The organism is Pseudoalteromonas luteoviolacea S2607 (genome assembly GCF_001625575.1).
GTDB lineage: Bacteria > Pseudomonadota > Gammaproteobacteria > Enterobacterales > Alteromonadaceae > Pseudoalteromonas > Pseudoalteromonas luteoviolacea_E.
Genome location: NZ_AUXV01000056.1, coordinates 290,376 through 309,490 on the forward strand (window position 1 = coordinate 290,376; position 19,115 = coordinate 309,490).

The following is a 19,115-nucleotide window of genomic DNA, read 5'->3' on the forward strand; positions in this document are numbered from 1 at the left end:
TTACTCCCTAAAACGCAAACTTAAAATACCAGTTAACTTTTGCATAATATGCGTCATCTAAATCAAGCTTGTCTGTTTTAACCGAGACACCAAAATATTTATTTGTAATTCCAAGCTCTATGGCCTTCGAATGGGTTTCATATCCAGAAAAAACACTCCAATTATCACTGAAGTGGTAATGAACATTACTTTGAATAAACGTGTCACTATTGAATTTTCGGGTAAATACATCAAATGAAATTTGATCGCTATATCGATATGATATGTCAAAATAGTAGCGAGCATCATGTTCAAATGAATACTTAATTTCACCACCAAAAGCAGAGGTTTGTAATCGAACTGAAGGCTCGGTGGTTATACTGTCTCCCTGCTCCGTAAAAGGCACATCTGTTGTAAATCCATTTACGAAGCCTACCCCATCATATTTAGTTTCATTGATTAAGTCTTTTGCTCTTATAGAGAGTTTAAAGTCGTCATTAACTTGCCATTGAACTTCAAGATCAAATGAATACCCGTTTCCCTCTGGTCTTTCGACAGGAGTGAAAGACTTAAATAATATGTCTCGCGAAAAATAGTACTCAGTCTGTAATTGCCCTTTAATTTCATCACTGAACACTGTGCCATCGACAACAGCATCTTGAAAATGGGCACTTTGGTAATATGTCACTTTGGGTGTAATCGTGATCCCATTACCAAGCGCTTCGATGTCATAAGCTAAAAATACACCATGTGTTGTTGATTGCTTGCCTTTGAGTAAATATCGATAATTTCTCTTTTCGAAAGGTAAGTCATTTTTCTCCAAATACGTGAATAGCGCAGTATCAGGGTCGAATTCCAAAACATAGTTGTATCGGCTTTGTGCACCAAAAGAAAACCCTTTGTATTTAACGCCTAGTTCAAAAATATTGTAAGTAAATGCGCTATCTCCTGAAGTTAGCGGTTGATCAAATTCATCAAGGAAAGACTTTACAGGCTGTGCTTCTGTATAAATCTCAGACTCAAATGAGTGAAGAAGCTCAATATCTGCCGCACTGCAAGTAAACGCTGCACACAGTGCCATAGTAGAAAGGCCGTATTTTATCATAAGCAAGTAGAACAAAGGCGGTACTATTGTGCCGCCTTTCCTGTGTTATTATTTTTTTATTGATTGGTCGATTGACCTATGAAGTCAATGTCTGTGTAGTCAATTGAAACACCGTCAATATACGTAACTCGGAATCCATTAGTGATTTCAAGTACATCACCCACCTTTAATGGAGACGAGTTATTGTTGATCAGGACTTCACCAACAAGTGGAGCATCTGAATCGACTAGATTGACATTAAAGGCGTAACCATTAAACAGATCTAACGTCACGTTCGCCATACCCAGTTCATCGACGCCATCTTCATTTCTCAATGCAAGCTCAAGACCCATCACTAAATCTTGGGTTGTACCATTGATTCTGACATCTGCAACTTCAATCGCGTCATCAACAAATAGAGGAGATGGGTTGCCATTTGCATCTACTGAAGTCAGCTCAGCAAACATTGTGCCATTGAAGCCATATTGACCATCAATGAATTCAACAATGTTGAACGTTTCAGCTTTAGACGCCTCAAAATCTTTGGCATCTTCTATCGTCGCAATGTTACCGTCGATTGAAATGACAGAACATGATGCGTTTGGCGTTTCTATGGTACCAAGTGCCCAACGTTCACACTCTGCCAAATCTGGTGACTTCACTTCAACAGTTTGGCCTTCAACAGCTTTTAACATACCGCTCCAAGTCAAAATAATCCGACTAGAGGCACCAGAGTTCACTTGCGCGACCGCAGAGATATCAGTACCTTCCTGAGCATTTGTCAGTTCAATTCGATATCCGTCTGTGTCATATGTATACGTCCAAGCTGGATAGTTTGGTGCTGTACCGGTATGCAACCCTGACCCAAGATCTTGTTCCCAAATGTCTCTTACAACGTCATAAACGACTTCGCCGGCATTAAAGACAGCATCGGCGCCATCTTTTGTGACAAACCCAATTGACGTGAGTCTCGTTGTACCTTCCTTACCTCTGGCGACATCGAACCCTGCTGAAATTTGAGTTCGTAATGCACGAATAGACTGCTCTTTCGCTCTAAATGCTGCAAGATCTGAATTAAACTGGCTTTCAATACCTTGCACAGATGCAAGAATTTGTTCAGCCTCTTCTTTTTGAGAGTCAGTAGCAGACGAAACATAACTCTCAGCTCGCGTTTTTGCCAGCGCAATGTCACTGAGAATTCCACTCACACCGTTATTTATCTCTCCAAACAATTCAACAGCACTCTGCGCTGTTGCTAGCGCCCCTTCTAGGGCGCTTGTATCTGTAGCAGCGGCAAACTGGCTCGTTGCATCCTCTACGGTGTTATCTAAAGTATTATTTTGAGCATTGAAATCGTTTTGCGCCTCAACAATTCTTGCAAGCGTGGTCTCAGCGAGTATTTTTGCGATATTCTCACCATCGCCAAACGCATCTAATGCCTTTTGTAGCTCCTCATTCGCACTTGCCACTAAAGCTACATAGCTTGAATTCACAGTATTGGCATTTTGTATCAATGATTGCGCACCAGTTAATACTGCTTGCGCAGCACTCGTTAAAGACGTGAATGACTCAGCACTGCTCTCAATGAGCGTGACCTGTGCAATTAGATTCGTAATATCCGAAATAAGATTACTCGCCCCAATCGTTACAACTAAACCATCCGCCAACTGCAAGTAAGCTTCTTTTTGAGCCTGAGTATCGAGTGTTTGACCAGCTGCGACAACCGCGGCTAAGCTCGTATTTAACCCTTCAAACCTGTCGTTGAGTGTAGCGAACCTAGTTTGAGCGTTTGAGAGCGCTTCGCTCAATTGGGCAACCCCTTCATTTATCAGCGCTTGGTCACCTGCATTACATTCATCACCAGTACACCCTAAGTCTTCAACAGCCTTTTTAGAGTCTTCCGCTGCATCATTTAAAGTCGACTCATCTGTAGCACCGGCTTCAATCGCCTCATCTCGCGCCTCTTTTGCTTTGTCTGCCAATTCAGAGATTGCGTTATCGCTCAATTCTGGCGCTATGTCTCTTAAAGCATTCTTTATCGCTTCAACATCACCACTGGCAATAGCCACAAATACAGTTGCGGTTTTCGTTACTTCCTCTTGAAGCGTTGCGGCAAGCGCTGCAACCGCCTGATTATTACTTCCTTTAACCGCACCGCCAGACACCCCCTCTTTCAGAACCCCTATAACTGAATCTAATGAAGAGCCTGTTCCATTGGACGCGATATTCTGTATCGTCGATGCAACATTTATTAAAGCAAGCGTACCTGCATTAACCACATCATCAGACCCGACATTTGTGAAGTCAATTGCGCCACCAATAGAAATATCACCCGCAAGAAGAATCGCTTCCTTCGCTGCATCAGGTCCCAATAGCAAGAGTAACGTGTTTAAACTCGCCTTTGATATTACCTCGCTGTTAATCGCATTTCCGTTTTCAGATTCGGCTTGCAGTAACTCCGTTGCAAGACTTGTAAAAATTGTTGCATTGGCTGTATATGCTTTGGTTGTACCCTCAGCTCCTTTCGCATTTCGACTTGCTTGTGCGGTTATTTCCTTCACTACGTTTAACGTCAAATCATCTTGATACCATTCATCAAAATCGACTTTTAAATTGGCGTTCACATCGAGAGAAGAAGCGGCTGAAAAAGAGCCACATCCTAGAATTGCATCACATTTAATAAAGCCACTTGATTTGGTAGTCTTTACAGTTATGTAGAGTGCACCACTAAAACTCTGGTCAATGTAAAAACCGTAGGTGCCATCATCCGCAGTCTGCAGCGAACTTGGGCTACCTGCAATGATTTGTGCATGTGCTTTTGCGATGGCTTCGCTTTCTGTTGTCGAAGTAGCCTTTTCTTCTACACTTACTAACTCAGACCTAAAAGCAATATCGATTAGCTCGCCATCTTTTAGCTCTTTAACGGTTAATTCTGCACCTCTCATGGTTCCTTTGACCGCTTTGCCCGAAACAAAAACATTGAACTCTGCGGTGGCCGTACCTTCTACATCTGTAGGATCTACGGGGGTTACTGGATCGACAGGTACAGTAGAGGCACCGTCTTCACTATCAAAAAGACTACATCCAGTTAAACCGAGAGTTAAAGCTAACGATGCAGCTACTGGGGTAAGGTAAATTTTTTTATTCACCACTGAGGCCTCCTTAAATGCCCAACATTTTTCTTTTAGTTATGTAAAGCGTAGTTGTAAAAGCATAAAACTCTAGCGATGGTTCATATTTTTTGTTGGATATTTTGTACTTAGCTCATAATCAACTATTCTAATTACTGCACTCAGGCCAAACCGAAATACGACAAACCCAACAAACAACACCAAAAACGCAACAATATAAGCGCAAAGAGTATAAAAAACCCACAACTTGTTAAATCAATGAAAGCAAATTTATAAATAAAACGCAATACGATCATTAATTAATCATAAAAGTTAAATTTTATTGATTTTTGCCGTTTAAAAAGTAATTAGTAAGTTAATCGTAGTAAATACGAGACCTAGACGGGATTTGATATTGACGTATTAAACCGAAATGACACTTTTATTAAAGGGCTATTTGGTGAATTTTGCGAGCAAGTTTAACAGTACAAATCATCAATAATCATTGATACGTATACACACTTGGAGAAAAATCTAACTTGTCGTTATTTGAGTTGTGCAATACGAGTTTCCATTTCATTTCTGACAAATTGCATGACCCTACCATAATCTCTGATTGCCATACCCCCTCCCCTTGCTCTTCAAACAGCAATGGGATCTTACCCATGTACATGGACACGCCTTCCAAATGAGCATTGCTAACATCAATAGGCTGCTGTGAAGTAAAAAAAACCTTAAATGGTGTTTCTGGCTGAGGCTTCTCAATTTCAACCCAAAACGCGATGTTGTCTTGAAAAACACAAGGCATTTCCTGCGTGCAATTTTTAGTTTTAATTGAACGTTCACTTTTTTCTGAACTTTCATGTATACTTATATCTAGGTCTGAACAAGCCACCAGAAAAGAAACTAAAAATACCACTGCGAATGTTGAAAAATAGCGCATAATTTAAACTGACATCAGGCTTAGTAAGTAAGCTCAATGTTACGCTTTTCGATTGGTTTGAGCCAGTTAAGTTTAGGTAGAGTCTAGATTTGGTGCGGCAAAACTCGTTACATACAGTCTACTCACTGAAAATTTGATTGATGTCATGCTTTAGGGTGTTTTAGGTATCTTTTGTTTTGCAAAAAAATTATTATTTCCTTGCAAAAATAAGGGTTTCTCGGGCGTGCTTTGTCACTTTAGCGTACTCAAAGCAAGCCTGTTGAAATATAAAAATAGGGCCTGTTTTACAGGTTATTCATTTCTAATCGCATTAACTGCAGCGGAATCCAGAAAATGAGCCAAACAGTAGCATCACAAACTGAGTACAATTATAAAGTTGTACGCCAATTCGCTATAATGACAGTGATTTGGGGCATCGTTGGCATGGGTGTAGGTGTCTTTATCGCAGCGCAACTCGCTTGGCCTGCTTTAAACTTCGACATTCCATGGTTAACTTACTCTCGACTTCGTCCGTTACATACGAACGCTGTTATTTTCGCATTTGGTACAAGTGCATTATTTGCAACATCGTATTATGTTGTTCAACGCACATGTCAAACGCGTTTATTCTCCGATAAACTAGCTTCTTTTACTTTTTGGGGCTGGCAAGCAATCATAGTTGCAGCAGCAATTACACTTCCTTTGGGTATCACAAGCTCAAAAGAGTATGCTGAACTAGAATGGCCAATTGATATCGCAATTGCTGTCGTTTGGGTAACATATGCCGTGGTTTTCTTTGGCACGCTTATTAATCGTAAAGTATCTCACATTTACGTTGCCAACTGGTTCTATGCAGGGTTTATAATTACTGTGGCTGTTTTACACATCGTAAACAGCATGGCTGTGCCCGTTTCTTTAACAAAGTCTTACTCTATTTACGCTGGTGCAGTAGACGCCATGGTTCAATGGTGGTACGGACACAACGCCGTAGGCTTCTTACTCACAGCTGGCTTTTTAGGAATGATGTATTACTTTGTTCCTAAGCAAGCAGGACGTCCGGTATATTCATACCGCTTATCAGTCGTCCACTTCTGGGCGCTAGTTTCTTTGTATATTTGGGCAGGTCCTCACCACCTTCATTACACCGCTCTACCTGATTGGACGCAGTCTTTGGGTATGGTTATGTCTGTTATCCTCTTCGTGCCTTCTTGGGGCGGGATGATTAACGGTATTATGACGTTGTCGGGAGCATGGCATAAACTTCGTACTGACCCAGTATTAAGGTTCTTAGTTGTTTCTCTTTCGTTCTACGGCATGTCAACGTTTGAAGGCCCAATGATGGCAATCAAATCGGTTAACGCCCTTTCTCACTACACAGACTGGACTGTCGGTCACGTACATTCAGGTGCACTTGGTTGGGTTGCTATGATTTCAATAGGCGCAATCTACCACCTAATTCCAGCATTGTTTGGTCATGCAAATATGTATAGCGTTAAATTAGTAAATACGCATTTCTGGCTTCATACCGTTGGTGTAGTTTTGTACATCGTTGCAATGTGGATCTCTGGTGTAATGCAAGGCCTTATGTGGCGAGCGGTTAATTCTGACGGAACATTAATGTATAGCTTTGTGCAGTCGCTAGAAGCATCTTACCCATTCTATGTTATGCGTTTCTTAGGTGGTGTGTTCATCGTCGTAGGCATGCTAGTTATGGCCTATAACGTGTTCCGCACTGTTACAGCGAAAAGTGGCTCTTTAGCTACCGATGCAAACACACAAATGGCTTAAGGGGTAACGAATATGAGCAGCAATGGTTCTACTAATAAACATGAAATTGTAGAAAAGAATGTCGGCTTAATGGCTATTTTAACAGTGTTTGCAATCAGCTTTGGTGCACTTGTGGAGATTACTCCACTTATGTTCCAAAAAGACACAACCCAACCTGTTGATGGCTTACGTCCACTTACAGCACTAGAGATGGAAGGACGAGATATTTATGTGAGAGAAGGTTGTTATAACTGCCATTCTCAGATGATCCGCCCTTTTAGAGATGAGGTTGAGCGCTATGGCCATTATTCAGTAGCTGGCGAATCGGTTTGGGATCACCCTTTTCAATGGGGTTCTAAACGCACTGGGCCCGATTTAGCCCGTGTAGGTGGCCGCTATTCTGATGATTGGCACTATGCACACCTAATCGACCCTCGCTCAGTAGTTCCCGAATCGAATATGCCTGGCTATCCTTGGCTCGAAGAGAACATTCTGGATGGTAAATTAACTGCCAAAAAACTTGAGGTCTTTAAAAACTTCGGCGTTCCTTATACCGACGAAGATATTCAAGGTGCAAAAGCAGCTGTTGAGGGCAAAACAGAAATGGAAGCGCTCATCGCCTATTTGCAACAACTTGGCACGCATTTGAAGTAATTAATTATGGATTATGGCACATACAGAGGCATTTTAACTCTGGTAATTTTAGTACTGTTCATTGTGATTGTTGTGTGGGCTTATAGCAAGCGGACCAAAGGTAGATTTGACGACGCCGCTAAAGCAATTTTCGACGACGAAATTAAACATGACAACACGATCTCAAAAGAGGAAAAGGAGTCTGAAAAATGACTAGCTTTTGGAGTATTTGGGTCATCGTATTGACCCTAGCATGTCTGGCTCTGATATTTGGCCTGCTTATTTGGAACCTGAAAAACTACACAGGTGTCGAAGAAGGCGAAAGCTGTGGTCACGAGTTTGACGGCATCGAAGAATTAAACAACCCACTACCAAAATGGTGGACCTATATGTTCTTCGCAACCTTTGTTTGGTCAGTTTACTACTTAGCAATGTACCCAGGCTTGGGTAACTTTGCCGGTTTGTTAGGCTGGACGAGTTCCAACCAAGGTGTCACTTCGATGGAAGAATCCAAGCAAGCCGTGCTAGACGCAAAACAAAGTGGCGTCTGGGTGCAACTTGATAAAGAGTTTGAAGCCGCAGACGAGCGATTCGGACCTATATTCAAAGCTTTTGCTCAGCAAGACGTATTGGCACTAGCAAAAAACAACGAAGCACTTGAAATCGGCCAACGTCTGTATGCGCAAAACTGCGCACAGTGTCACGGCTCAGATGCACGTGGTGGATTGGGTTTCCCTAACCTAACTGATAAAGACTGGTTATATGGTGGCAACCCAGACCAAATTAAAGAAACCTTGTTACATGGTCGCGTTGCCGCAATGCCTGGCTGGGAAGCGGCGCTAGGCGAGCAAGGCGTTAAAGAGATGACAGCTTATGTTCTTAGTTTGTCAGGTCGTAAAGTCAATCAGAAAGACGCTGATGCAGGCAAAAGTAAATTTGCAATGTGTGCCGCATGTCACGGCATGGATGGCAAAGGTTCCGTTGCACATAACTTACCATTTGGTGCGCCAGACTTGACTGACAATATATGGCTTTATGGTGGCTCTCAAAGAGCTGTTGAAGAGTCAGTTCGTCACGGTCGTGCGGGTGTGATGCCAGCTTGGAAAGACATACTAGGAGAAGATAAGGTCCACTTATTAACTGCATATGTCTACAGCCTTTCACAAGACAAATAAGTAAATTATATTAACCTAGTAAGCCTCTGGTATTCAGAGGCTTACTTTTTAAAAAAGCAAACACCTAAACTTTAAACATTTATACAACCGTACTTTAAGTACATAACAACATTGTAAAGTAGTGAACAATTATGAATCCAACTCCGTGGTATAAGAATTTTTGGCCTTGGTTTTTAATGTTTTTCCCGCTTGTTACGATTATAGCGTGCGTTATTTTGGTCAGTGTTGCCGTAGGCAATGGGCCCGATATGGTAGTTGATGATTATTATAAAAAAGGCAAAGCTATCAACTTAGAATTAAGCAAATTTAATAAAGCAAAAGCGCTTTATTTGCACGGAGATTTGCAAGTAGAAAACGACAGAGTAAGCTTCAATTTCACCAAAGGCGATCATAGCAAAGTAAACGCGCTTAAAGTCTCTTTTTATCACCGCACTATTAAAGAGTACGATTTTTCCCTTACCCTCTTAGCCAACGCCAGTGGTGCATTCACTGGATTGCTTGAAAAACCTCACCAAGGCGCTTTTACTGTTTTTATCGAGCCTATGGATGGGAGTTGGAAAATGAAAGAGAATCTACAATTGCCAACTAAGAGTCTTATTTCAATCACACCGCAGTACAAGTAGGCGATATGGCAAAAAGTTGTTTTCATTGCCTTGAGCCCATACCAAAGGGTTTTACTGGCGAAATTATTTTTGAAGGTGTTTCTAACCCGGTTTGCTGTACCGGGTGTCAAGCCGTCGCTGACACTATACTCGCCCAAGGCATGAGCGATTATTATAAATTTAGAACCGAAACCAACGGTAAAGTCGAAGAACTAGTTCCTGAAAAACTCAAAGAATTAACGAGTTACGATAACCAAGATATACAGCGAGACTTTGTTGATCAGCAGGGAGATCTTAAAGAAGTATTATTAAGCGTCGAAGGTATAAGTTGTGCCGCGTGTGCTTGGCTAATCGAAAAACAACTTCTTGCGATCTCAGGCGTCAAGCGAGTCGATGTCAATACTTCAACCCATCGCGCCATGATTTTGTGGCAAGACAAAAATGCCAAACTCAGTGAAATCATTGCTGCGCTCATGCAAATTGGCTACAAAGCCTACCCTTTCCAAGCTGATGAAGAAGCAAGTCAAAAACAAGCTGCTGCCAAAGCTTATATGAGACGCTTAGGTGTTGCAGGCCTCATGACTATGCAAGTAATGATGTTTGCCTTTGCAATGTACTTTGGCATGTTTTCTGGCATGGATGAGGGATTTGAGCAGTATTTTAGATGGATCAGTTTAGTTTTAGCTTCACCTGTTATTTTATACTCCGCACTGCCCTTTTTGACCAATGCAGTAAAAGGCCTACAAAGTAAACAACTCAATATGGACTTACCTGTGTCCCTTGCTATTTTTGGCGCTTATGGTGCGAGTTGCTATGCCACTGTGATGTCGGTTGGCGAGGTCTATTTCGAATCGATTTGTATGTTTACATTTTTATTGCTGCTGGGTAAGTATCTTGAGTTTAGAGCGCGAATGAAAGCAAGTGAATTTACAGCAAACTTACAAAAACTGCTGCCGTTGACCGCAAGAAAAATATCAGGCAACAAAGAAGAAGTCATTGCCGCGAAAAGCCTGCAATTAAATGACATGATTTTAGTAAAACCAGGTGAAGCAATTCCAGCCGATGGTCTAGTCGTCGAAGGAAACAGTACCGTCGACGAGTCAATGATGACAGGTGAGCATCTGCCAATCAAAAAGTTTGAACGTCACCAAGTTTATGCTGGCACATTAAATCACGATGGCTTAATTACGGTTCGTATCAATAAGGTTGGACAAAATACTTTACTCAACCAAATCATTAAACTACAACATAATGCGTTGATGAAAAGGCCAAAAATTGTTGAAGTAACAGATAAAGTGGCACAGTGGTTCGTCGCTTGCCTTTTAGTTTTTGCCTCAATAACGGCGATTGGTTGGTATCACGTAGAGCCCGAACATGCATTTTGGGTAACCATTGCTGTGCTTGTAGCAACCTGTCCATGTGCACTTAGTTTGGCTATACCAACAGCACTCACCTGCGCCGTTGCAACGCTCACCAAAAAAGGAATTTTGATAAAAGAAAGTCATGTTCTTGAAACCACGCCTAAGGTAACGCGTTATGCCTTTGATAAAACAGGCACACTTACTGAGGGGCGTTTTTCCATCATAAAAACAACCATGCTTGATCAGAGTTATTCTGTTGAGCAAGCGCTTGGATTCGCAAGCGCATTAGAAAGATACTCTGAGCACCCTATCGCAAAAGCATTTACGCAAAAGGATGCACAAGTTATTGAGATAACTTCTCCTTCCGTGAAAACAGGGCTTGGCGTCTCCGGTGAAATGAATGGCAAACAGATTGCGATAGGAAAACCTAATTGGTTTAACAATCATGCGTCATTTGCACAAGCAACCCTTTTTATCAACGAGCAGCCTATTGCAGACTTTTATCTTCAAGATAAAGTTCGAGATAGCGCACATAAAGTAGTCGCTTATTTGCAAAGCAAAAACCTAACCTGCCATATGCTTACAGGCGACAGCTCAAATGCAGCAAAAGACTTAGCTGATGAGCTTGGGCTTGATTCATTCAAACAAGCGTGTTCACCCAAAGACAAGCAGATCAGTGTTGAAAAGTGGTCAAGAGAACAAGATGTTGTTGCCATGATTGGTGATGGCGTAAACGATAGCCCTGTATTTAATAGCGCTCATTTATCAATTGCGATGGAAACCGGTGCCGATATTTCAAAAAATACAGCCGATGTAGTACTGTTAAATAGTGATTTGAACTCACTACGGACACTGCAAACAGTTGCTGTCAAAACTAAGCGAATCATTAAGCAGAATTTGACGATTTCGTTACTTTATAACGGCTCCATTTTACCGTTGGCTGCCATGGGGATGGTGCCTCCTTGGCTTGCAGTAATAGGTATGTCGGCAAGCTCGATTGTCGTAATTTCTAACTCATTGAGGTTATTAAAACTATGAGTATTATCTATGTACTAATTCCCATAGCGATTCTATTTGTCGTCATTGCCATTGGCGTATTCTTTTGGGCTGTAAGAAGTGAGCAATTTTCTGATTTAAATAAGCAAGCGCACAGCATATTGTTTGAAGATGACAAAGAGCAGCACAAAAAGAGCAATGATGGAAATTAATTTGGCTAGCGCATTTTTTATGGGCCTAGCAGGCAGTGGACACTGTTTAGCTATGTGCGGTGGCGTCGCCTCTAGTTTACAGCTTGCGCAAGACAGACAACACCCACTGGTGGTCGCGTTTTTATATAATTTCGGTAGGCTTTTAAGCTATGCAATGGCGGGCACGTTAGTCGCTTTACTTGGTACATCTTTTGCGAAACAAAACACCACATTCGCGCTCGGCCTCTCTTACTTAAGTGGTATTTTTATGCTGCTGGTCGGTCTGTATATTATGCGATTTGTGGGCACGCTAAATTGGCTAGAAAAGTTAGGTAACTTTGTAGTCTGGCAAAGAATCGTAAAATTAAACAAATATATATTGCCCATCGACAGCAAGAAAAAAGCATTAGCATACGGGGCCCTTTGGGGCTGGCTTCCTTGTGGCTTAGTGTACAGCGCATTGGTTTGGAGTTTACAAGCCTCTAGTCCGCTTTTGGGTGCACTTACCATGGTTGCATTTGCACTGGGAACCTTTCCAGCTCTTATCGTAGCGGGCCAGTCAGCTCAAGTGTTAAACAATTTTTTAAATCACCCAGTTACCCGAATAATTTTAGGAAACTTGTTTGTTTGGTATGGGTTGTACCTGATTATAATAGCTAGTAACAAATTAGTACTTTAATCTGGTTTTATGGTGGTCATTGTAAGATAATACCAACCATACAATAGGCGATTGGAAGCAGGAGTTTTTATTCGCCTAAATCGTGGAAGTTTTGTGGTAAAGATCAAAAGTACTCTAGTTTTGTCTGTATTTACCAATAACTTTTTGAATTTAATATTTTTTATGTGCGTCTAAGAGTAATGGATTTATTATGGATTTAAATAATCGCTCCAAAAGTCAGTGTACGATCAGTTGTACAAACTGCAGTATTAGTCAGCTTTGTTTGCCCTATTCTCTAAATGGGAATGAAATGGACAAACTTGATGAAATCATTGAACGTAAAAAGCCTTTGCACAAAGGTGACTTTTTGTTCGAATCGGGCTCGAAGCTTGAAGCAATTTATGCAGTCAGGTCCGGGTCATTTAAATCTTATACTTTATCAGAACAAGGCGACGAACAAATCACTGGCTTTCACCTTGCCGGAGATCTCGTTGGCTTTGATGCCATAAATAAAATGCAACACCAAAGCTTTGCGCAAGCACTCGAAACATCAATGGTGTGTGAGATTCCGTTCGATACACTCGATGAACTAGCGGGTAAACTTCCTAAGTTGCGTCAACAAATCATGCGTTTGATGAGTAGCGAAATTAATTATGACCAAGAAATGTTGTTGCTACTTAACAAAAAAACTGCTGAGGAGAGGCTCGCAACATTCATCTATAACTTGTCTAATCGTTTTGGTGAACGAGGTTTCTCCAGAAAAGAGTTCAGATTTACGATGACACGCGGTGAAATCGGCAACTATTTGGGACTTACAGTTGAGACAATCAGCCGCCTGCTAAGCCGTTTCCAAAAAGCTGGGTTAATTAAAGTTGAAGGGAAGTTCATTACCATCCTTGAAGCCGATGGATTAGCGAGTGCAGCAGGTATTAGTAGTTGATCTAAACCAATTTTTCCATCGAAATAGCTTTATACCTTGGCTATATCGGTTACACTCAAAGTATACTGATTAGCCAAGCGCCATAGGAGGCTCCGATGGATAAGATTAAACGTATTCTCACTGTCATTGACCCAACTAAAGAGCAGCAAAATAGTCTTGAACGATCTATCAGTCTAGCGAAAAAAACAGGGGCTCAAATCACCGCATTTTTATCTATCTATGACTTTTCATATGAAATGACCACCATGCTTTCTAAAGAAGAAAGAGAAGCCATGCGGTTAGCAGTTATAAAAGATAGAGAAGAATGGATCAATGAACTCATTACTGATTATGTTGGCCTTGATATTAAGGCTAAAGTTGTGTGGCATAATCGCCCCTATGAAGCCATTATCGAAGAAGTGCTAAACGCACAATTTGATATTGTTATTAAATCAACACATCAACACGACACGCTAAAGTCGGTGATTTTCACACCCACTGATTGGCATCTGATTAGAAAGTGCCCTACTCCCGTATTACTTGTTAAAGACCAAGCTTGGCCAGAGCATGGAGAGATCATTGCCGCTGTTAATTCTGTCAGCGACAACGAGCAACATCAAACATTAAATAAGCGAATAATTAAGGACGCTTTGTTTATTTGTGATCTCGCTGATGCATCGTTAAGCCTAGTCAACACATACCCAGCAACTCCAGTAAATATTGCGATAGAAATTCCAGAGTTTAACCCATCTCAATATAGCGAAGCAGTCAAAAAACATCACGAGGATGAAACATGGTCGCTTGCCAATGAGTTCAATATTGCGAAAGAGACCTGCATTGTCGAAGAAGGTTTACCCGAAGATGTGATCCCAGCAATAGCCCAGAAAAAGTCGGCTGAATTGGTCGTCATTGGTACTGTTGGGCGAACGGGCCTTAGCGCTGCTTTAATTGGCAACACCGCTGAGCATGTCATTGATAGCCTTGACTGTGATGTGTTGGCGCTCAAGCCTGATGGCTATAAAAGCCCACTAGAATAAATGCCACAGAAAAGTCCGATAATAATATCGGACTTTTTATTTTATAAAATTAAATAGTACACTCATTTAAGTATGCCTAATAGACTCCTATAAATATTCAGCTATTAGTCCCCCCCCCTCCTCTTCTAGCTGAGCTTTTTTATTCCATTCCTTAAATTACGTGTATACCCTCCCTTAAAATTAATAATTTTTTTCATTTTTTTCCCTTTAGTACCCAAGTTGATACTCCATTGATTTTGTTAACAAAAACGGAACTTCTTATCCTTGTTTCTTAATTGATACACCCCAATGCGTTGATATAAATTCAACAAAACCATGTACAAATCTTAATCGCATATTATATATTGTATACAATCATACTTTATAAACTGTCATTAAAGTATGGTATGCAAGAGGTATGTCATTGAAATTCAATGCCTAAAACTCCTCTTTAACAACATGTAAAGCATATTTGTGCTTTACCCATACTCGTTAAAGGAAAGTTACAGTGCGACAAAAAAACCAATTAAAAAAGCTGGCGCTAGCAACGGCTATCACTGTTTCATTTTCAGCTTCGGCTCAACAAACCTATCTATTCGATAGACAATTGAGCTTCGAAAATGAAATTACGAACCGAGCACAGTCATCAACAGCTGAGCCTAGCCAAACAAGGCAAAAGCTGATTTTAGATTCAATTAAATTAAACAGTGCTTTGGGTACAAGCCTACAAGTGGGAAATTCACTTAGCCTCACAATTGACGGGCAGTATGTACAAATTCACCTGTATGAAGTAACGCAACAAAATAGCAAAACAACCTACATTAACGGCCGCTCGTCCGATGGGCATGCTAAGCTGTCAATGATAAAAACAAACAACAGTTACAGCGCAAAAATTTATATCGGTAATACAGGCTATTTATTAACTCCCACGGGGAATGGACAGTATAAATTAAGTAAATTCACCCAAGATAATGCACCTATTGACTCAACGACAGATAGACCGGGTTTGGAGCATGGAGATTCTTCACACGGTTTAGTTAGCCACACAGATATCTCTCCTTTTTTACGTGCTGGCGCAAGTAGCGATGCCAATGCTGTACCCGAAGTAACCGTGGTTGTTGCTTATACGGACAAACTCGCTGCCGAGGTTGGTGATGTCGATGCATACATCGCACTGATGGAAAAAGACACTAACGACAGCTATGCAGCAAGTGGCATTAATGCCAGTGTTAGAGTAGTACACTCCTATCAAACCGGTTATGTGTCAACCGGTGATATGTCTGAGGATAACTCTTTACTACTCAACGAAAATACCAGTAGTTGGCTAACTGAACCCAATCCTCTCGCCCCAAATGGATTTGGCGTAGAACTAAAGAGTATTAGAGATGAACACCACGCAGATATCATGGTCTTCTTAGCAGACCAAAATGCTAGTTCACCTTGGGCCGGATGGGCAGGACAAATAGGTACGGATGCCGAGAGCGCTCTGTTTACTATGAGTAGTTGGGGTACCTTTAAAAATACCTTTGGCCATGAACTCGGTCACTTGTATGGTGCAAGGCATGACAACGATTCAACGACCACGCCTTTTGCTTTTGGTCATGGATTTTGTAATGACTCCAAAACCTGGCGCACTCTCATGGCCATTAGTGATTGTGGCGAAAGACTAAATGTATGGTCTAATCCAAATAAAACTTATCAAGGGGAAGCAGGGGGTACTGTCGAAGTCAACGACAATGCACGCGTACATAATGAACGCGCGACATTTATGGCTGCTTTGCGGACCTCATCACACAACGCGCCGTCAGCTACGATTACTCAAACAACCATTACACCAGGTAGCCTAACAGCCAATTTCTCAGGTCAAGCAAATGACAGCGATGGCAATATTGTGTCTACACTATGGGACTTCGGTGATGGTGTATACAACAACAAACCATACGCACAAGGTGACTCTGTTACACATACGTATTTATTCCCCGGCAATTACATTGTTAGATATACAGCAACAGATAATGAGGGGTTGATCCATTCAACCTCGCAGCAAGTCACTATCACCTCCACTCCAGGCCAAAGCTACTGCGGTGTAAAAGGATTAAATGCGGTCTATCAATATACACAAAGTGTGTCTGTGAATGGTAAGACGCATCAGTCGGATAGAAGGCAGTACACGGATCACACTGCATTGGAACCATTTACTGTTTATGCTGGTTCGGCAACAGGCATTGAGCTACAACAAGGTACCCGTGGCAGCAAGTTTGGTCCCTACTCCGCATATTGGGCCGTATATGTTGATTTAAACCAAAACAACAGTTTCGATGATCCAGGAGAGCTCATTCATTTTTCTGAGCCACTACCCAAGTCATCTCCTGAACCCATACTTGCTAGTATCACAATTCCAGACAGTGCACTTGCGGGCACAACTCGAATGCGTGTTATTCAATCTAACACCCTACGTGAAGGAGAAACACAACTTGCAGCCTGCGGCGATTTTAAGTTTGGTGAAGCTGAAGATTACAGCATTAATATAATTAAACAGCAGAACCCAGCAGAGTTTACGACGTCTATTAACAATAGCGATCTCAATGTCGGATTTTCTGTCGACTCTGCCGATGTTGCATCGGTTAAATGGGACTTTGGTGATGGCCTCTTTAGCGACTCGAGCACGAGCACCTCTTTCAATCCAAATCATCAATATGTTTTTGGTGGAGAGTACACCGTGACGCTTACGGTTACTTTGAAAAATGGTGAAACTTATACTCACACTAAAGTCATTACGGTAACCGCCCCTACTGGACAAGACTATTGCCGTGCGTATGGTAACCAACCAAAGTATCAATACAACGCAAACGTCACACTGAACGGTAATAGCGTTACTTCTGGCTCGGCAAATTATACTGACCACACAGACAAAGTATTAGGTGCCGTTAAAGGTGGCAATATTCTTTCTGTACGTCAAGGTGCTACAGGTTCTAAAACCTCTTATAACGCTGAATGGCGCGTTTATATTGATATGAACCAAAACGGTACTTTTGAAGACTCTGAAAGTGTTTGGTACTGGGTAGGCGCAAATACAGCAAATGACATTGAAAGAACAATCACTATTCCTACAACGGCATTAACGGGTAAAACCAGAATGCGTGTGCTGCAAAGTTACGAAGAGTTGAAATCTCCATGCGGACGCATCAGATGGGGTGAAGTTGAAGACTTCACTGTAGACATTCAGTCTAATAATCCAGCCGATTTCACGGCCAACGTAACTGCAAATAACCTGACTGTGAACTTTACAGACTCATTGGGAAGTAATGCGGATATTGCTTCAATTGAGTATGATTTTGGCGACAGTGTGGTTAATCCAAATCATACCAGCACACAAAGCAACCCTTCGCACACTTATCTATATGCAGGTACTTACTCTGTTAGATTAAAAGTGACTTTACAAAATGGCGTAAGCTACATGAAAGAGCAAGACGTCGCTGTAAACGGGCCCGCTTATTGTATCGCCTACGCTAAATCGACTACTCAATGGACTAGTAACGTGCGCGTTGGTATCTTGAGCAACAGTTCAGAGAAAAGCCAATTTAGTCGTTATGAAAATACAGGCTTTAGCTTCAAGAAAGACGTTGCAACAAGTATTGGATTAACACACGGTTCCAATGGACCATACCTAGCAAATTGGGCCGTCTATGTAGATCTTAATCAAAACAACCGCTTTGATGATGCAGGTGAACTATTAATCCAAACAAGTGCAACTACCTTTGACGAAATCATTAACTCTGTAACAATTCCAGCCTCTGCTAAAAGCGGCCCGACCACTATGCGAGTGATCCAATCCTATGAGTTAGCCGATGGGAAATTGCCTGCATGTGGTACATATGACTGGGGTGAAGTAGAAGATTACACAGTCACGATAACGGATGAGCAAGGTCCTGATTCTGATTTACTCAATGGTGTAACAAAGTCAGGTATCTCAGTTGCAGCAAAAGAAACCAAAACCTTTACATTCTTTGTTCCTGAGGGTGCCAAAGACATCAAAGTTGAAATGGGCGCAGGAACCGGTGACCCAGATCTTTACGTAAAATTTGGCGATTTAGATACGGCTAATAACTGGGACTGTAGACCTTATACTAGCGGCAACAGAGACGAGACTTGTGATAGCAGTAAACTCAACAAGTCAGGTGGTATTTACTATGTATCCGTTGTAGGTTGGACCGCATCAGACAATGTCACATTAACTGGCTCATATACCGCAGGCGATGTTATCGAGCCACCTGTTAATGTTTGTGCAACTAAGGCACCGCAAACGCGTGGTAACTTATCTAATAATGACGCTATCTGTATGGGCAGTAACACCGTCTATGTTGCCATTAGCGTGCCAGCTGGCCAGTCGAAGCTAACCATCAGCACTACAGGTGGTGACGGCGACGCCAGCATTTACCAAAATGCGGCAGGCTGGCCAAGTGCGAGTAACTTCCAAAACTCAGCAACCACCCAAGGTAGCAGCGAAGAGCAGATCGTAATCGCTAACCCGAGCTCTGGATGGCACTACTTAATGGTGTCTGGCCAAGGCTCCGGTGCACAGCTTAACGCAAAGTTTGAATAAACACATCATCATCTCCCTAGCCAAAGCCTCTTGGTAGTAAGAGGCTTTTTTATAGAGTAAACAGGTAGGCAACTCCTAGCCCACATAAACAAAACAGCA

At 41.7% G+C, this 19,115-nt stretch carries 14 protein-coding genes; 11 read left to right on the plus strand and 3 right to left on the minus strand.

Annotated features, from left to right (window positions below; genetic code table 11):
- Positions 1-7 precede the first annotated feature (7 nt).
- The 3 genes from N480_RS18455 to N480_RS18465 form a co-directional block, all read right to left on the minus strand.
- A complete protein-coding gene (locus N480_RS18455) occupies positions 8-1,060 on the minus strand; it encodes a hypothetical protein (protein WP_063374238.1) in 1,053 nt (350 codons plus the stop codon).
- Between the two features lie 80 nt (positions 1,061-1,140).
- On the minus strand, positions 1,141-4,215 hold the full coding sequence (locus N480_RS18460) for a hypothetical protein (protein ID WP_063373904.1): 3,075 nt from the start codon (positions 4,213-4,215) through the stop codon (positions 1,141-1,143).
- A gap of 460 nt (positions 4,216-4,675) precedes the next feature.
- Entirely contained in the window at positions 4,676-4,981 is a 306-nt protein-coding gene (locus N480_RS18465; RefSeq protein ID WP_155732893.1) for a hypothetical protein, read from the minus strand.
- A gap of 468 nt (positions 4,982-5,449) precedes the next feature.
- Here N480_RS18465 and ccoN point away from each other — a divergent pair, with 468 nt between their 5' ends.
- The 11 genes from ccoN to N480_RS25670 all read left to right on the plus strand — a co-directional run bounded on the left by ccoN (position 5,450) and on the right by N480_RS25670 (position 19,016).
- Positions 5,450-6,883 carry a cytochrome-c oxidase, cbb3-type subunit I gene (gene ccoN, locus N480_RS18470; protein WP_063373906.1) on the plus strand — a complete coding sequence of 478 codons (1,434 nt, stop codon included), beginning with the start codon at positions 5,450-5,452 and terminating at the stop codon, positions 6,881-6,883.
- Positions 6,884-6,895: 12 nt separating this feature from the next.
- Positions 6,896-7,516 (plus strand): cytochrome-c oxidase, cbb3-type subunit II, encoded by a 621-nt coding sequence (gene ccoO, locus N480_RS18475; RefSeq protein WP_063373907.1) that lies wholly within the window; start codon positions 6,896-6,898, stop codon positions 7,514-7,516.
- Between the two features lie 6 nt (positions 7,517-7,522).
- Positions 7,523-7,708, plus strand: coding sequence for a cbb3-type cytochrome oxidase subunit 3 (locus tag N480_RS18480; protein ID WP_063373908.1), 186 nt, complete (start codon positions 7,523-7,525; stop codon positions 7,706-7,708).
- Positions 7,705-8,670 carry a cytochrome-c oxidase, cbb3-type subunit III gene (gene ccoP, locus N480_RS18485; protein ID WP_063373909.1) on the plus strand — a complete coding sequence of 322 codons (966 nt, stop codon included), beginning with the start codon at positions 7,705-7,707 and terminating at the stop codon, positions 8,668-8,670. Before N480_RS18480 ends, ccoP begins: the two co-directional genes overlap by 4 nt.
- A gap of 131 nt (positions 8,671-8,801) precedes the next feature.
- Entirely contained in the window at positions 8,802-9,293 is a 492-nt protein-coding gene (locus N480_RS18490) for a FixH family protein (protein WP_063373910.1), read from the plus strand.
- 5 nt (positions 9,294-9,298) lie between these two features.
- Positions 9,299-11,671, plus strand: coding sequence for a heavy metal translocating P-type ATPase (locus N480_RS18495; protein ID WP_063373911.1), 2,373 nt, complete (start codon positions 9,299-9,301; stop codon positions 11,669-11,671).
- A complete protein-coding gene (ccoS, locus tag N480_RS18500; RefSeq protein ID WP_063373912.1) occupies positions 11,668-11,841 on the plus strand; it encodes a cbb3-type cytochrome oxidase assembly protein CcoS in 174 nt (57 codons plus the stop codon). Before N480_RS18495 ends, ccoS begins: the two co-directional genes overlap by 4 nt.
- Entirely contained in the window at positions 11,828-12,499 is a 672-nt protein-coding gene (locus N480_RS18505) for a sulfite exporter TauE/SafE family protein (RefSeq protein WP_063373913.1), read from the plus strand. Before ccoS ends, N480_RS18505 begins: the two co-directional genes overlap by 14 nt.
- Positions 12,500-12,689: 190 nt before the next feature.
- Positions 12,690-13,418, plus strand: a complete 729-nt coding sequence (locus tag N480_RS18510) for an FNR family transcription factor (protein WP_063373914.1) — start codon at positions 12,690-12,692, stop codon at positions 13,416-13,418.
- Positions 13,419-13,513: 95 nt separating this feature from the next.
- A complete protein-coding gene (gene uspE, locus N480_RS18515; RefSeq protein WP_063373915.1) occupies positions 13,514-14,434 on the plus strand; it encodes a universal stress protein UspE in 921 nt (306 codons plus the stop codon).
- A gap of 487 nt (positions 14,435-14,921) precedes the next feature.
- A complete protein-coding gene (locus tag N480_RS25670) occupies positions 14,922-19,016 on the plus strand; it encodes a GEVED domain-containing protein (protein WP_063373916.1) in 4,095 nt (1,364 codons plus the stop codon).
- The last annotated feature ends 99 nt before the right edge of the window (positions 19,017-19,115 follow it).

Bases quoted from the DNA above. Each gene is read 5' to 3' on its own strand.
- ccoN (WP_063373906.1), top strand. From the start codon at position 5,450: ATGAGCCAAACAGTAGCATCACAAACTGAGTACAATTATAAAGTTGTA.
- ccoO (WP_063373907.1), top strand. From the start codon at position 6,896: ATGAGCAGCAATGGTTCTACTAATAAACATGAAATTGTAGAAAAGAAT.
- N480_RS18495 (WP_063373911.1), top strand. From the start codon at position 9,299: ATGGCAAAAAGTTGTTTTCATTGCCTTGAGCCCATACCAAAGGGTTTT.
- ccoS (WP_063373912.1), top strand. From the start codon at position 11,668: ATGAGTATTATCTATGTACTAATTCCCATAGCGATTCTATTTGTCGTC.
- N480_RS18480 (WP_063373908.1), top strand. From the start codon at position 7,523: ATGGATTATGGCACATACAGAGGCATTTTAACTCTGGTAATTTTAGTA.
- N480_RS18490 (WP_063373910.1), top strand. From the start codon at position 8,802: ATGAATCCAACTCCGTGGTATAAGAATTTTTGGCCTTGGTTTTTAATG.
- N480_RS18455 (WP_063374238.1), bottom strand. From the start codon at position 1,060: ATGGCACTGTGTGCAGCGTTTACTTGCAGTGCGGCAGATATTGAGCTT.
- N480_RS18510 (WP_063373914.1), top strand. From the start codon at position 12,690: ATGGATTTAAATAATCGCTCCAAAAGTCAGTGTACGATCAGTTGTACA.
- N480_RS18505 (WP_063373913.1), top strand. From the start codon at position 11,828: ATGATGGAAATTAATTTGGCTAGCGCATTTTTTATGGGCCTAGCAGGC.
- ccoP (WP_063373909.1), top strand. From the start codon at position 7,705: ATGACTAGCTTTTGGAGTATTTGGGTCATCGTATTGACCCTAGCATGT.
- uspE (WP_063373915.1), top strand. From the start codon at position 13,514: ATGGATAAGATTAAACGTATTCTCACTGTCATTGACCCAACTAAAGAG.
- N480_RS18465 (WP_155732893.1), bottom strand. From the start codon at position 4,981: ATGCCTTGTGTTTTTCAAGACAACATCGCGTTTTGGGTTGAAATTGAG.